General features: G+C 55.1%; 10 protein-coding genes. 5 read left to right on the plus strand and 5 right to left on the minus strand.

Going from position 1 to position 13,519, the window contains the following annotated elements:
* The first annotated feature begins 325 nt into the window (after window positions 1-325).
* The 5 genes from WKK33_RS11270 to citF all read left to right on the plus strand — a co-directional run bounded on the left by WKK33_RS11270 (window position 326) and on the right by citF (window position 8,428).
* Entirely contained in the window at window positions 326-3,817 is a 3,492-nt protein-coding gene (locus WKK33_RS11270) for a hypothetical protein (protein WP_337933936.1), read from the plus strand.
* A 178-nt stretch (window positions 3,818-3,995) separates the two neighbouring features.
* Window positions 3,996-4,652, plus strand: a complete 657-nt coding sequence (gene upp / locus WKK33_RS11275) for a uracil phosphoribosyltransferase (protein WP_330002415.1) — start codon at window positions 3,996-3,998, stop codon at window positions 4,650-4,652.
* A gap of 967 nt (window positions 4,653-5,619) precedes the next feature.
* The gene (gene citD / locus WKK33_RS11280; RefSeq protein ID WP_215758828.1) at window positions 5,620-5,901 is read left to right on the plus strand and encodes a citrate lyase acyl carrier protein; all 282 of its coding nucleotides are present in this window, start codon (window positions 5,620-5,622) and stop codon (window positions 5,899-5,901) included.
* A 98-nt stretch (window positions 5,902-5,999) separates the two neighbouring features.
* Window positions 6,000-6,890: a citrate (pro-3S)-lyase subunit beta gene (gene citE / locus WKK33_RS11285; protein ID WP_215758827.1), complete on the plus strand. Its 891-nt coding sequence runs from the start codon at window positions 6,000-6,002 to the stop codon at window positions 6,888-6,890.
* A complete protein-coding gene (gene citF, locus WKK33_RS11290; protein ID WP_337933939.1) occupies window positions 6,887-8,428 on the plus strand; it encodes a citrate lyase subunit alpha in 1,542 nt (513 codons plus the stop codon). The genes citE and citF overlap by 4 nt, the downstream gene beginning before the upstream one ends.
* Window positions 8,429-8,632: 204 nt before the next feature.
* On the opposite strand, the gene WKK33_RS11295 is transcribed toward citF, so the two are convergent.
* The 5 genes from WKK33_RS11295 to WKK33_RS11315 all read right to left on the minus strand — a co-directional run bounded on the left by WKK33_RS11295 (window position 8,633) and on the right by WKK33_RS11315 (window position 13,219).
* The gene (locus WKK33_RS11295) at window positions 8,633-9,046 is read right to left on the minus strand and encodes a (deoxy)nucleoside triphosphate pyrophosphohydrolase (protein ID WP_337677970.1); all 414 of its coding nucleotides are present in this window, start codon (window positions 9,044-9,046) and stop codon (window positions 8,633-8,635) included.
* Between the two features lie 130 nt (window positions 9,047-9,176).
* Window positions 9,177-9,596, minus strand: a complete 420-nt coding sequence (locus WKK33_RS11300; RefSeq protein ID WP_337933941.1) for a nucleoside 2-deoxyribosyltransferase — start codon at window positions 9,594-9,596, stop codon at window positions 9,177-9,179.
* An 84-nt stretch (window positions 9,597-9,680) separates the two neighbouring features.
* The gene (locus WKK33_RS11305; protein WP_337933943.1) at window positions 9,681-11,171 is read right to left on the minus strand and encodes a hypothetical protein; all 1,491 of its coding nucleotides are present in this window, start codon (window positions 11,169-11,171) and stop codon (window positions 9,681-9,683) included.
* 25 nt (window positions 11,172-11,196) lie between these two features.
* Window positions 11,197-12,543, minus strand: a complete 1,347-nt coding sequence (locus WKK33_RS11310) for an AAA family ATPase (protein WP_330002424.1) — start codon at window positions 12,541-12,543, stop codon at window positions 11,197-11,199.
* 277 nt (window positions 12,544-12,820) lie between these two features.
* The gene (locus tag WKK33_RS11315) at window positions 12,821-13,219 is read right to left on the minus strand and encodes an FKBP-type peptidyl-prolyl cis-trans isomerase (RefSeq protein ID WP_337933945.1); all 399 of its coding nucleotides are present in this window, start codon (window positions 13,217-13,219) and stop codon (window positions 12,821-12,823) included.
* Window positions 13,220-13,519: the final 300 nt, after the last annotated feature.

Raw genomic sequence — 13,519 nt, forward strand, 5'->3', positions numbered from 1 at the left:
GATGTCATATTTCTGTTGCAAGGAGGGTGCCGTTACATAAAAAAGCACTACCTTTGTAAACAATCCTAACATCGGCCGCCGCACCGAGTGTGGCGGCCGATGTGTTTAGCGAACGATCAAGCCACATCACTATCATCAAACATATCAACAACAAACAGTTAAAAGCTATCAACTAACAAGTACTACCCCATCACCCAAAAGCCTCTCAGGCCTTACCCCTCAGACGGGAAGGATCAATCGGTCCGATGAGATGGCTTCATTCTATCCAAACCCTACCACGGTGCGCCAACGGACCGACGACGCGCCAACACTTCAACTATCACACATGAAGAAATTCTATTCTTACATCGTCGGTGCAATGGTGCTGGCGTTGCCCCTCAGCATCGCTGCAGTGGCCGCTCTGCCTGCCATCAACGACACCGTCGAGGAAACAACGGCCAACGGCGTGGCGACAATCAACTTCGCCGACTCGACCTACGCCACATCGTCTGCCGAGAGCAATGAGGGCGACATCACAGAGGACCGCGTCTTCCAAATCGGTGAGGGCACAATGACCGTCACACCGAGCACTTCCGACACACCCAACCGCTTCTGGGCTGTTAAGGGAAAGCCACAGCTGCGCCTCTACGGTGGCAAAATGGTGTTTGAGGCTCCCGAGGGACGCGCCATCACAAACATCGTGTTCACTACCGACAAGAAGTGGGAAGAGCCCACCTACGAGCCGGCCAACAACGCTACCGCTAAGAAACAGTGGGAAGGCAACGCCGTGAAGGTCACCGCCACAATTGGCAAGCAGTGCCAGATCAAAACCATCACCGTGACCTACGCCGACGCCAACGACGAGACGATCAAGCCTGAGGTGAAGGTCGTAACATTCAAAACGGTGGATAACATCGCCACATTCAACGCCCTTCCAAAGGACAGCGCCGTGCGCCTCACGCTCACCGACGCCTACGTAACGAAGGTTTACAATGGCAACATCTACGTGCAGGACGCCACCGCTGCAACCATCTTCCACAACACAGGCCTCAACCTCGAGGAGGGACAGGTGCTCAACGGAACCATCATCGGAAAGCAGACTCCCTACAACGACATTCCTGAGCTCGCAGCAAACGACAGCACCAACCTCGACAAGGTGGTCATCACTGAGGGCGTTGCCACACCGAAGGAGGTAACGCTGGCCACGGTCAACGACGACATCCTCTCGCAACTGGTGAAGCTCGGTGAGGCCAAGCTCATCGACAGCCTCGGAAACCACTACGCCGTGCAGGGTGAAGACACCATGCAGGTGTACGACCAGTTCCGCGTACTGGGCGAGGAGTATGTGTGGCCTGAGGAGGCACTCTCGATCACAGCTATCGTGGGCAGCTACAAGGGCAACGTGCAGCTCATGCCGGTGTCGGCTGAAGCCATCGAGGCAAAGCCCGAGCCTGCGCTCAAGAGCGGTGTCTACTACCTCTACAACGTGGCCACAAAGAAGTGGCTGGCTGCCGGCAACAGCTGGGGCACACAGGCTTCGCTCAACGACTACGGACTCGACTTCACCGTGAGCATGCTCGAGGATGGCACTTACACCCTCGACTCGCGTGTGGCAAACAATGCTACGCAGCACTTCCTGGGCGCCAACGCGTATGTCGATGCCAACGCTTACGGTTGGAACATCACCGACATCACCGCTGAGGGCGATACCGAGAAGGTGCTCCAGCTCACCACTGCCGATGGCAAGTTCCTGGCCTTCTCTGGTGAGGGAACAGTGGTGAACGCTACCAAAGTCGCTGACGCCAATGCAGCCAAGTGGATTGCTGTGAGCCGCGAAAAGCGCATCCAGGACATCATGGACGCTCTGCCCACTGCATCAAAGGAGAACCCCGTGGATGTGACTCTGCTCTTCCAGGGCATGAACTTCGGTCGCAATGACCAGCGTAACAGCGCTTGGCAGGGTAGCCCCACACTGAATGGCGACAACGACAACTTCTGCGCCGAAAAATACAATACCGTCTTCGACGTCAACCAGACAGCCGAGGTGCCCAACGGTGTGTACAGCGTGGTGTACCAAGGTTTCTACCGCGATGGTAAGGCTGCCGAAGCTGCTGCAGCACGCACAGATTCCACCGAGAACATCAACGCCGTCGTGTACGCTGGCGAGGTGGAGAAGCCCATGCTTTCGATCTTTGCGGCCGCTGGACAAAAGGACAATGTGGGTACCAACACCACCTTCGGTTATGTGCCGCAGACCATGAGCGACGCTTCGAAGTATTTCAGCGCAGGACTCTACAACGACACCATCAAGAATGTGGTGGTCAACCAGGGATCGCTGAAGATTGGCGTGAAGCAGACCGTCGAAGGTAGAGGAAGCAACTGGACGATCTTCGACAACTTCCGCGTATTCTGCACAAGCAACAAGATCGACCTCACCATCTACAAGGAGGCTTACGAGGCTGCCCTGGCCGCTGCCCAGGTGGCTCAGGCCGACACCATCGTCACAGGCGAGGAGATGGCCGCTCTCAACGCTGCCGTGGAGCAGTATGGCACCATCGCCGAGGAAACACAGGAGGCTTACGAGGAGGCCACAAGCGCCCTGAAGGCTGCCACAGCAAACCTCAAAAACGCTCGCAACGCATATCTGGCTCTGGCAAACGCCAAGAAGGCTGTGAAGAACTATCCGTACGCAGCAGTTCAGAAGGTCGACGACCTGAAGGCCGCCATCGACCTCGCTCCCGCCAATGCCACCCAGGCCGACTCTATCGCAGCCGTCCTGCCGCAGCTCGAGCGCGTAGCTTCGGAGAGCAACAGCTTGGCTGAGGCCGATGAGACCGCCCTGAACATGACCGACCTCATCGTCAACCCGCTGGCTGCCGACGCCATCGACGCTAACGTCTGGAAGATCAGCGGCGGAAAGATCAACATCAAGTCGAGCGAGCCATGGACTGACGCCGAGGGCAACGCAGAGCATCGCTATTTCGACAGCGACAACTGGAGCGACAAGTCTTGGACAACCAACATGACTCAGGAACTGAAGCTCACCGAGGGCCAGTACATCCTCTCGGTCATGGCTCGAGCCAACGCAGAGATGGAGACCTTCAAGCTCTACGCCAACTTTGGCGAAGACCAGCTGGGCAACGTCGACATGATGCACCATGGCTCATCTAACGGCCTGTTCAACTATGGTTGGGAGCGCAACTACGTGGTGATCGACGTGCCTATGGACGGCGCTGTGACCATCGGTGTGGAGGGATCAACCAATACCGCACACAGCTGGATGTCGTTCGCCGACTTCCGCCTTGTGAAGATTGGCGTGATGGACTACGATCGCGACACAACCATCACCGTGGCTCCCACCGACAATGTGTGGATGGCTTACGTGGGTCAGGAGAAGGAGGTGAGCCTCACCATCGCTCACACCGGAACCACCGGAACCATCGCTCCGTTCAGCGTGGCCGTGGGCTATGAGAACGCCGACGATGCCGAGCAGCAAGGAAGCCTCAACCCCGCCAGCGTCAGCACCACTCCGTTGCACGCAGGCGAGTCGGCTGTGGCAAGCGCCACCTGGACTCCTGCCGCCACAGGTAGCTTCTACCTCTATTATGTGAACGCCGAGGGCGAGAAGGTTCGCTCAGAGAAGGCCGTCACCGTCTACGCCTCGAAGGAGGAGATGGAGGCTGTCATCGCAGGCGTTAGCAACATCCTCATCGACGCCAACGCTGCTGCCAACGTCTACACCGTCGACGGCCAGCTCGTTCGCAAGAACGCCAAGAGCCTCACGGGGCTGCCCAAGGGTCTCTACATCGTGGCCGGCAAGAAGGTTGTAGTGAAGTAATCTGCCTTAAGCCAATCCCCAACGGATTGGACCAAGCTATCATAACAAAGGGCGCTCACAAGCGGTGGGCGCCCTTTTTATGGGGTAAAAGCACAAAAAAACAAGCGAAAGGAACGTGGGTTTCGAATATTATTTGTACTTTTACCCAGTTTATCAAAACAAAACCCATTATCTACCCATGAAAGTAATTGATTTCAGCAAATCAAACTCCATCATCAACAAGTACATGGCGGAGATGCGCGACAAAGATTATCAGCACAACCGCCTGTTGTTCCGCAACAACATCATGCGTGTGGGCGAGCTCATCGCCTACGAGCTCAGCAAGACATTCGACTATGAGGAGCGCGACATCGTCACTCCGCTTGGCGTCTCAAAGGTAAGCGTGCCCACCGACCGCCTCGTGCTCGGAACCATCTTCCGCGCCGGACTGCCCTTCCATCAGGGCTTCCTCAATATCTTCGACCATGCCGCCAACGCCTTTGTGAGCGCCTACCGCGAGTACACCGACGAAGCGCACACGAAGGTGGGCATACACGTGGAGTATCTCGCCACACCCGACCTGAACGACGCCACGCTGCTCATCGTCGACCCGATGCTGGCCACTGGTGGCTCAATGGAGATGGGTTACAAGGCCCTGCTCACCAAGGGCCAACCGAAGAAGGTGCACGTGGTGTGTGTCATCGCAACGCCCAACGGCATCGACCACATCCGCAAGACCTTCCCTGAAGACACCACCATCTGGTGCGCAGCGGTCGACCCTGGCCTCAACGAGCACAAATACATCGTACCTGGCTTCGGCGACGCCGGCGACCTCTGCTACGGCGGCAAGATCTAAAAGCCAACCCTTGAAGCTCCTAAAGCCCAAAAGGGAAAGGCCTTGAAGCCTAGCACGGCAATAAAAACCAATGGGTATAATAGACATGATGGGACAAACCGCACGTATCGCGCCAGCCTCCCATCATGCCTATTATACCCATTTTGCCTATCATGCCGGGCCCTCCGTTACGCCCAGCCAGCCCCTCTTAGCCTCCATACCTGCCCAGCCATAACGCCCAGCCAGCCCCTCTTAGCCTCCATACCTGCCCAGCCGTAACGCCCAGCCAGCCCTTCTTAGCCTCTATGCCTGCCCAGCCGTAACGCCCAGCCAGCCCCTCTTAGCCTCCATGCCTGCCCAGCCGTAACGCCCAGCCAGCCCCTCTTAGCCTCCATGCCTGCCCAGCCGTAACACCCAGCCGGGCCCTCTTGCTTCTTGAACCGCTTTTTACCCATTACCCCCTTTTGTCCAGCGGCAAGAATTTCGGGCGCATATTTGCGCCCGCCTCTTCCCCATTCCCGCCCCAAATAAAAAATATTCGCCGAAAACGTTTGCGGTTTCGCATTTTTTGTGTATCTTTACCGCATAAACGCTAAGGTTCGCACGGCGGCTACGTTTTGTGCGAGCACAGCCTCTCTTAATATCCATACCACTCGCGTGAGCGTAAGTATAGATAACGGTTCTTTTCAACATTTTGGAAGGAAGTGTTGTCGTATATTTACGCAAAAGAACCTTCTATTCATTCCGTTAAGGCAAAAGCCAACACCATGGGCACCACCCCATTGGCCATCAAGCCACGGCTCGCCAAGCGAAAGGCAATGACCGAAAGGCATCAAGCCATAGGACCACCAAGCGAAAGGCAATGACCGAAAGGCATCAGGCCATAGGACCGCCAGAGCGAAAGGCACGAGCTGTCCTCACGTTGCGCAACGCCCCGGATTGACCCCAATGTCTACTCTAACCCGTATAACTATAAATCATTGTATCTATGGAACTTAAAATGGCTACAGCCGGTACGATGGAGTCCGGCGACATTATGATTCAACTGGCCCCCTCAGACCATCCGGGGCTCGACATCCATCTGCAGAGCTCCGTTGCCTTTCAGTTTGGCGACCAGATCCGCGAGGTGATCCGTGAGACCCTCATGGGCCTGGGCATCACCAAGGCCGAGGTGTACGCCACCGACAAGGGCGCCCTCGACTGCACCATACGGGCGCGCACAACTGCCGCCGCCGTCAGAGCCACCGGCAACGACGTCTGGAGCGAGTAATTTAGAACAGGTTGCCTCAGGTCAGGATAGGCGGAGCGCACCTTCGCTCCGCCATGGCGAAAAAAGGTGCCACAAGTGAAACTAAAAATCCATTAACTATGAAACGACTGAGAAGAACCATGATGTTCGTGCCGGGCAACAACCCTGGCATGATGCAAGACGCATACATTTACGGTCCCGACTCCATCATGCTCGACCTTGAGGACTCGGTGACCATGGCCGAAAAGGACACGGCGCGCTTGCTGGTATACAATGCACTGAAATCGATCGACTACGGCAAGACGGAGATGGTGGTGCGCATCAACCCGCTCTCAACGCCCTACGGCAAGAAAGACGTGGAAGCCGTGGTGAAAGCCGGAGTCGACGTCATACGCATGCCCAAGACCGAGACGGCCGAGGAAGTCGTGGAGGTGGAGCGCGAGATAGAAAGAGTGGAGCGCGAGATCGGTTGCCTGGGGCGCACGCAGATCATGGCAGCCATCGAGAGCACCCTCGGCGTGGTGAACGCCTACGCCATTGCCACCGCATCGAAACGCATGATGGGCATCGCCCTGGGAGCGGAGGACTACTGCGCCAACCTGAAGACCCAACGCTCGCCTGAGGGCATGGAGCTGCTCATGGCACGCCAAACCATCGTTGTGGCGGCACGCGCCGCGGGCATCGACGCCCTCGACACCGTGTACAGCAACCTCAACGACATGGAGACCTTCCGCAAAGAGGTGGAGCTCATCCATCAGTTGGGATTCGATGGCAAGTCGATCATCAACCCCCGACAGATTGAGATCATCAACGAGGTGTTTACTCCCACACAGAAGGCCATCGACAAGGCCCTCGCCGTGATCGCCGCCATCAAGGAGGCCGAAAGCAAGGGATCGGGCGTCATCGCCGTGAATGGTAAAATGGTGGACCGACCAGTTGTCATCCGCGCACAGCGCGTCATCGACCTCGCACTGGCTTCGGGCGTAATTAAAAAGGAGGACTTGGTATGAACACACTGAACGACAGAAAGACCCTTGTCAGCCAAGTGGCTGAGGCAATGGGAAAGAGAGTGTATAACGACGGTGCCGAGAACCACAAGGAAACCGCGCCTCGTCTGGAACTGCAACATGAGAGCCCCAAGCTCGTGAGCCTTGAGGACGCCATTCGCCGCTCAGGATTGCGCGACGGCATGACCATCTCCTTCCACCACCATTTCCGCGGTGGCGACAAGGTGGTGAACATGGTGGTGGCCAAGCTCGCCGAGATGGGCTTCAAGGATCTCCATCTTGCCGCATCGAGCCTGCAGGACGTGCACGCTCCGCTCATTGAGCACATACGCAACGGCGTCATCACCCAGATCTCCACATCGGGCCTTCGCGGCGAACTGGCCAAGGAGATCTCACACGGCCTGATGGCCAAGCCCGTCATCTTCCGCTCACACGGCTCACGCGGTGCCGCCATCGCCTCGGGCGAGCTTCACATCGACGTAGCCTTCCTGGGCGCCTCATCGGCCGACCCACTGGGCAACGCCTGCGGCTACTCGCGCTCCGAGAACGCCAAGAGCATCTGCGGATCGCTGGGCTACGCCCTGCCCGACGCGCGCTACGCCGACAAGGTGGTGGTGCTCACCGACGACCTTGTGAACTATCCCAACACGCCCAACTCCATCTCCGAGCACGACGTTGACTTCGTGGTGGAGGTCGACAGCGTGGGCGACTCATCGAAGATTGCCTCGGGCGCCATTCGCGACACGAAGAACCCACGCGACATCCTGCTGGCCAAGCAGGCCGCGAAGGTCATCGTGAACAGCGGCTACTTCAACGACGGCTTCTCCATACAGACGGGATCGGGCGGTGCATCGCTCGCCGCCGTAAAATACATTCGCCAGAGCATGATCGACCGCAACATCCAGGCGTCGTTCGCCCTGGGCGGCATCACAGCCCACATGGTGAAGATGCACGAGGAAGGTCTCATCGGCCGACTCATCGACGTGCAGTCGTTCGACAAGGTGGCGGCCGAGTCGCTCAAGAACGATCCGCGACACAAGGAGGTGGCAGCCTACGAGTATGCCAGCAAGCAAGAGCAGGGCTCAGCCACCCATTACCTCGACATCGTGATTCTCTCAGCCCTTGAGGTCGACGTCCATTTCAACGTGAACGTGCTCGTGGGCAGCGACGGCATCATCCGCGGCGCCATCGGCGGCCATCCCGACACGGCCGAAGACTCGGCGCTCTCGATCATCGTCTGCCCAATGCTGCGCGGCCGCATACCGTGCATCGTCGACGAGGTGACGACGCTCATCACACCGGGACGCACCGTCGACGTGGTGGTGACCGAGTATGGCATTGCCGTCAATCCCAACCGTCCGGAGATTGCCGAGCGCCTGCGCGAGGCGGGCCTCCACCTCGTAACGCTCGAGGAGCTGCGCGACCGCGCCCTCAAAATCATCGGCACACCGGCGCCTCTACCCTTCGGCGAGAAGGTGGTGGGTGTGGTGCTCAACCGCGACGGCAGCGTCATGGATGTCATCAAGGACATCAAGGAATAACCGAACAGGGCAGCATAACACAGCATAGCCTAACATTACATTTGCTTAACTAATTTAGGCCATGGGGTCAGCGACATTCGCGCCAGCGCCCCATGGCCTTTTTATGTGTTACGTTCCTCTTGCGATCCATGGGTTTTTGCCATCCATAGCTATCTACGTCCACGGCTATCTTGCTGCGCGACAAACCGTTGCAAAGGATGCCGCTTACGGGATGGACGACCAAAAGCCATCGTGGTCCATATTCTCGATCGCCACCTTGTCGGCCGGCAACCAACAGACCGTGGAGAGCTCGGTACGGTCCAGCCAGCGAGCGGCCTCGTGCTCGAGCAACGTGGGGCGCCCACTGGCCAGTCGACAACGAAAGCAGTGCATGGTGAGGTGAAACTTCGGGTAGTCGTAATCGACCGTTGTGAGCAGCGGCCCCACCTCAATCTCAGTGGCCAACTCCTCACAAATCTCGCGGTGCAGCGCCTCCTCAGGCGTCTCGCCGGCCTCCATCTTTCCGCCGGGAAACTCCCACCAGTCTTTCCACTCGCCATAGCCACGCTGTGTGGCAAACACCCGGTCGGCCTCACAAATCACGGCGGCCACGACCTCTATCTGTTTCTTTTGTTCCATAATCAAATGCTACCATTGCTGGGGTGATGCCCCAATCTTCCCCATGCTTACCCAAAGCAAGTTCATTGCATGAGGAATGTTCCGTATTTCTTCAAGTGAGTACGGTTTAGGATTTATAAGGCGACGTGTGTTATCGCCTACAAAGTAATTCGTCCAAACAAGGATAGATATCGTCTTCCTTCTCATAGGGAAGCATGTTGAAATAAGCGTTTCCGTTGAGCATGGCCGAGATGTTGGTCTTGCTTTTGTCGTAGAAGATATGCACCGGTATGTTATGCGCTTCGGCATAAGCCAACTCGTAACCCACCCCCAGAGACGGACAGGTACATTCCGCAATCACCATGTCGCAACTTCTCAGCCATTCGGTGTCGCGCTCATAGATATGCGTGTCGACCGATTTTGTTTGCGCCTTCACGCTCATGTTCATCTTGCCGATGTGCTCCGTCAGCACCGTATCCGTCTGATTGATGTACTGAATGATTCTCTGATAGAGCGCTGCGTCGATCCTTCCGCCCCGGATGGATCCTGCAAAGTATATTTTCTTATTCATCGCAATCCTGTTTTTTGTCGTTTCCACGCAATCGCTCAGCACGCTATGTAGGACATGAGCCGAAAGCGAAAAGGTGGCACGATGCTAATGGTTGTCTTCCCAGAAATGGGATTTCCAGAAGTTGGAGTCGACCATTCTGACCTCGCGCTCCTTCCCTTTGGGTCCTTCAACGACATACACCAAGTCGGGCGGGAGGGGCACCCTGTAGCTCACGGCCTTTCCCACCTGCACCTTATCGGGGACAAACAGGTCGATGTTTGACACGATGCTTCCATGGGCCTTCAGCGCCTTCTTGATGCGCGACACATGACTCTTGTCGCGATATTCGCCGCTGTGGTTTCCCTTGCTCACCCGCCGGTAGATGGCGTTGTATTTTTCCAATATCAACTTGTGCGTCTCATCCTTCTCCACATAGTCGGTCCAATCGAGGTTTTCTTCGAGCAACGACATGTAAACCATCAGGATGTAGAGCGTGTAAGGCTGTGGAGTGAGGTCGATCACCAAGTCGCCACCTTCCTCGGCCGGTTGGCCGTTCTGCGCGTCGACGGGCCTGAGCACCACAGGCTTCGCCCGGTTTTGCAGGTTGATGACGAGCTTGTAGTTGGCGCGCTCCTTGCCATAGGCAATGAGGTCGAACAACGAGCGGTGGAACCCGTAATAAAGGAATTTCTTCGACAAGGGTTGGTTCTCTATCACCAGTTTGGCGCTCACCATCGAGCGGTACGAGTCCATCAGGTCGACCACCTGGTCGAGAATGGAGGCAGGCGCGCCGTGAAGGGCGTCGCCCAGCATCTGGTCGATGGGCACAAGCAAGAAATTGGAATGCATGTTGCGCTCCATATCGTCCACCCCACTCTTGTCTGCCACAGCCGACTCGCCAATTTTGAAGAGGAAGGCCGGCTTGGAGTTGAGCATGTTGATGCCCATCTTCTTAAACAGCAACTCGTGGGTGAACCGCGAGGTGGTCATCGAACAGAGGTCGCGCTGAATTTTCTCCACCTTCGCCTCATCGAGCGTAGGTATCATGTATTTGATGACCTTGTGGAGATAATCGCCCCGAATCAGCTTGTAGTCGTCGGCTATCTGGGGAATATACACGAAGTTGAACCCCGCCAACCTAAACTCATTGCTGATGGCGCGATAGTGTTGCCTGATGTAGGCGTCGGTCGGCGTGTGGTCCTCGTTCTCGATGTAGATCACCTTCATGTTCTCTATGAAACTGCTTCCCTCGGGAATGGAGAACACCTGCGCCTTGCCGTCGAGCGCATAGTTGACAGCCATGATCTGCAAGGCCTCCAACGGCACGCAGGTGCCATCCGAGAGCGACATGTGGTGGAGCTTCTCCCTGATGCGTGCCTTCTTGGCCTCATCGCGGAGCGCCTGGAGCGTGCCCACCGCCTCGGCGAAGGTCATGGTCTTGGCTTCCGAGAGCATGCTCATGGTGATGCTGAAGTCCTTCTCGTTCCTGATGCGGTCGAACGACTCCATCTCTTCCTCCTCAACGATAAAGTCGGCCTCGATGAGGTCGGATATGATGCGCGCAAAGGCAATCCTTTCTTCTCTTTCAAACGTCATGGCTGAAATTCTGTTATTAAGATGTTTATAGGAATGGGGTCAAGTAAACGGGTAGGCAGAGGGTGTCGCCGTCTTTCTGCAAGTCTTTCGTATAAACCAAATACTTACGCTGGATTCTGGAGGAGAACTTATCCGAGAACTTATCGATGGAAGTATGCGCCTTATAACCCGACGATTTCACTTCGATAGGACTCACCTTGCTGCCGTCGGCTATGAGAAAATCAATCTCGTAATACCCCTTGCCATCAGGCTTCTTGATGGTATGGTAGTAGAGGTCTTTCCCCGTTGCCCTCAACATTTGAGCCACAACATTTTCGTAAATATAGCCCAAATTGGCCTCGAGCTTATCGCTAAGAAGTTTTTGGTAGATGATGTTGTCAGTAAATTCTTTCGACTTGAATGCCAATGTTACAAACAGCCCTGTGTCGCCTGCATACATCTTGTAATATTCCGGATCTTTGGTCAAGGCGAGTCCCACGTTCGGATCATCGCAATGGTATGAGGCGTTGATGACCTTCGATTCTTCCATCATTTTCACAACATCGACAACCCTATCTTGCTTTTCTCCAGGAAAGACCGAAGATATTTTATACCTTGAGGTGTTTTTGCTCAGTTGAGCTGGGATGGCATCGAACATTGCCGCTGCTTTCCCCGACTCGTCTATCTTACGGAAATCTTCCTCGTAAAGAGATATGATATTTCTTTTTACCATATCCACCGCACTGAGATTGTTGGTCTCAATATATTTGCTTACTGCCTGGGGCATACCTCCCACCAACATGTATAACCGAAAGTTTCTCATCATCTTGCGATGAGCCGCTTCGCCTAAAGGTTTGCGTGATTCGAAGATTTGGCGAAGGAGAGGCATAGACGCCGTATCGCCCAAAGCCCATCTAAACTCCTCAAAATCCATTGGATACATAGGCATCCGCATTTCCTCGCTTGGAATGACAATATCCTTTACGTTTTTTCGAATGGAAATGAGCGACCCCGTTTCAATATAGTCGTACCGATGATCTTTTACCAAATGCTTGATGGCTTGCCGAGCCAATGGCTGCATTTGCACTTCATCGAATATGATAACCGATTTTCGCTCATGCAGGGTTACGCCATACACCACCTGAAGACGAAGGAAGATATAGTTCAGGTCCGACAAATCCTTAAACAGATTGTTAACCTCCTCGGCATTTTGAGAGAAATCGATGAGAATATAGGAGTCGTATTCGTTTTTGGCAAACTCCTCAACCAGCGTTGATTTGCCAATACGCCTTGCACCCTCAATGAGTAAGGCCGTCTCGCCGTTGCTCTCCTGTTTCCACTTGAGCATCTTGTCGTATAGTTTGCGCTTGAAAACCTTATTTTTTGTTGCCATATTCTTCCAAATATTTACGGCAAAGATACGGCTTTTGCCGAAAACCGCAAAATGTTTTAGGCCCAAAATGCCGAAAACCGCAAAATGTTTTGACCACAAAATGCCGAAAACCGCAAAATGTTTTAGGCCAAAAATGCCGAAAACCGCAAAATGTTGGCTATGGGAAGCACTCGCCAGTTGGGGCCCGAGCGCCCTGCGGAGCCTTTCGCATAGCGGTGGGGCCACCCTCTGCCGGGGTGCGGCGGATGGGCGGCGTTCTCCTAATGGGTGTCGGTTTTTAGGCGATGCCGAGCAACTCTATCTCGAAAATGAGGGTCGAGTAGCCTGGGATGCCGGGCTGCGAGAATTTGCCATAGCCTTTCTCAGCGGGGATATAAACCTCCCACTTGTCGCCCACACACATGCGCTGCATGGCGATGGTCCATCCGTCGATGAGGTCGCAAAGGCGAATGGCGAGCGGCGCGCCGCCCAGCGACGAGTCGAACTTCTTGCCGTTTATGGTGCGGCCGGTGTAGTGGGCCGTCACAATGCTGCGGACCGACGGGTGGCGATCGTCGTTGAGCCCCGTCTTCAGCACCTTATAATAGACGCCACCAGGCAGCTCGTTCACTCCCTCTTCGTTTGCTTTCTCGGCGAGCCACTCCTTGTTTACCCGCGCATATTCTTGTTTCTTCATGATGGTTATTTTGTTTGGGTGAATGACAACGCATGTCGTTTGCCACACGTTTCCAACATGCAAAGGTAATAGACAATTCTTGAACCTCCTAACATCGGTTGCAAAAAAACGGCTCATCCGACATTTGGAGTGAAAAATAACACACGTAAGTATTTACGCTCAGACGCGGCAACAACGAATTGAACGAATTAACTCTAAGTTTGCAGAAGAATGCGACGCAGTCGCATAAATGTTAAATAATGTCGCTAACTCGCTCTAAATTGGACTTTGATTGAAAATCAAGAAGTTGGTCGTTTGCCT

This window comes from Hallella sp. (genome assembly GCF_037460745.1).
Taxonomy (GTDB): Bacteria; Bacteroidota; Bacteroidia; order Bacteroidales; family Bacteroidaceae; genus Prevotella; species Prevotella faecis.

Excerpts from the sequence above, each read along its gene's own strand:
- WKK33_RS11270 (WP_337933936.1), top strand. The coding sequence starts at position 326 with ATGAAGAAATTCTATTCTTACATCGTCGGTGCAATGGTGCTGGCGTTG.
- upp (WP_330002415.1), top strand. The coding sequence starts at position 3,996 with ATGAAAGTAATTGATTTCAGCAAATCAAACTCCATCATCAACAAGTAC.
- citD (WP_215758828.1), top strand. The coding sequence starts at position 5,620 with ATGGAACTTAAAATGGCTACAGCCGGTACGATGGAGTCCGGCGACATT.
- citE (WP_215758827.1), top strand. The coding sequence starts at position 6,000 with ATGAAACGACTGAGAAGAACCATGATGTTCGTGCCGGGCAACAACCCT.
- citF (WP_337933939.1), top strand. The coding sequence starts at position 6,887 with ATGAACACACTGAACGACAGAAAGACCCTTGTCAGCCAAGTGGCTGAG.
- WKK33_RS11295 (WP_337677970.1), bottom strand. The coding sequence starts at position 9,046 with ATGGAACAAAAGAAACAGATAGAGGTCGTGGCCGCCGTGATTTGTGAG.
- WKK33_RS11300 (WP_337933941.1), bottom strand. The coding sequence starts at position 9,596 with ATGAATAAGAAAATATACTTTGCAGGATCCATCCGGGGCGGAAGGATC.
- WKK33_RS11305 (WP_337933943.1), bottom strand. The coding sequence starts at position 11,171 with ATGACGTTTGAAAGAGAAGAAAGGATTGCCTTTGCGCGCATCATATCC.
- WKK33_RS11310 (WP_330002424.1), bottom strand. The coding sequence starts at position 12,543 with ATGGCAACAAAAAATAAGGTTTTCAAGCGCAAACTATACGACAAGATG.
- WKK33_RS11315 (WP_337933945.1), bottom strand. The coding sequence starts at position 13,219 with ATGAAGAAACAAGAATATGCGCGGGTAAACAAGGAGTGGCTCGCCGAG.